This is a genomic window from Mesorhizobium sp. WSM4850, assembly GCF_055811735.1.
In genome coordinates this window covers 1-819 of sequence record NZ_JBVVPV010000151.1, presented here as the reverse complement: position 1 = coordinate 819, position 819 = coordinate 1, and the positions used below count along the sequence as shown (strand labels likewise).

Below are 819 nucleotides of genomic sequence, written 5' to 3'. Positions count from 1 at the left end.
CTAGGGTCAGGACTCATTGATCCAGAAGATGAATGTGGCGGCGAAAGCGATAGCGGACAGGAAGGTGTGAGCGCAGCGGTCGTATCGGGTATGGATTCGTCGCCAGTCCTTGAGGCGGGCGAAGGTGTTCTCGATCTTGTGGCGTTGGCGGTAGAGAACCGGATCGTAGTTATGCTTGATGCGGTGCTTTGCATGGGGCGGAATGCACGGAGTGATGCCGCGCTGGACGAGGGCATCGCGGAAGCCGATCGAGCTATAGGCACGGTCGGCGAGCAGGTGGCGGGCTGGCGGCAGGTGCTCGAGTAGCGCGGCGGCAGCTTTGTGGTCGTTGGCCTGGCCTTCGGTCAGGTACAGCAGCAGTGGACGACCTTTGCCATCGCAGACCACCTGTAGCTTGCTGGTCAGGCCGCCTCGGCTGCGTCCAATACATCGGGGTAGAGCCCCTTTTTGAGCAGGCTGGCGGCGGTGCGATGTGCCTTCAGGTGTGTAGCATCGATCATCAACTGGTCCGGGTCACCGGCCCGAGCCGCCAGTTCGGCCAGGATGCGGTTGAACACGCCCATCCGGCTCCAGCGGATGAATCGGTTGTAGATCGTTTTGTGCGGCCCGTAACCGGCCGGAGCATCTCGCCAGCGCAACCCATTGCGGATGACGAACAGGATCCCGCTGAGCACCCGCCGATCATCTACCCGAGGCACGCCGTGCGACAGCGGGAAGTACGGCTCGATCCGCCGCATCTGCTCCGGCGATAACATCAGCAAATCATCCATCGTGGCACCTCCGCCAACAATGAATCAGCCGCTCACCATCAATTCAACC

At 61.5% G+C, this 819-nt stretch carries 1 protein-coding gene; it reads right to left on the bottom strand.

Features of this window, described 5'->3' with window-relative positions; translation table 11 throughout:
• Positions 1-6: 6 nt before the first annotated feature.
• A protein-coding gene (locus tag AC0L2Z_RS35350) for an IS5 family transposase (RefSeq protein ID WP_287231268.1) occupies positions 7-770 on the bottom strand; the annotation gives its coding sequence in 2 pieces (ribosomal slippage) (positions 7-437 and positions 437-770; 765 coding nt in all).
• Positions 771-819: the final 49 nt, after the last annotated feature.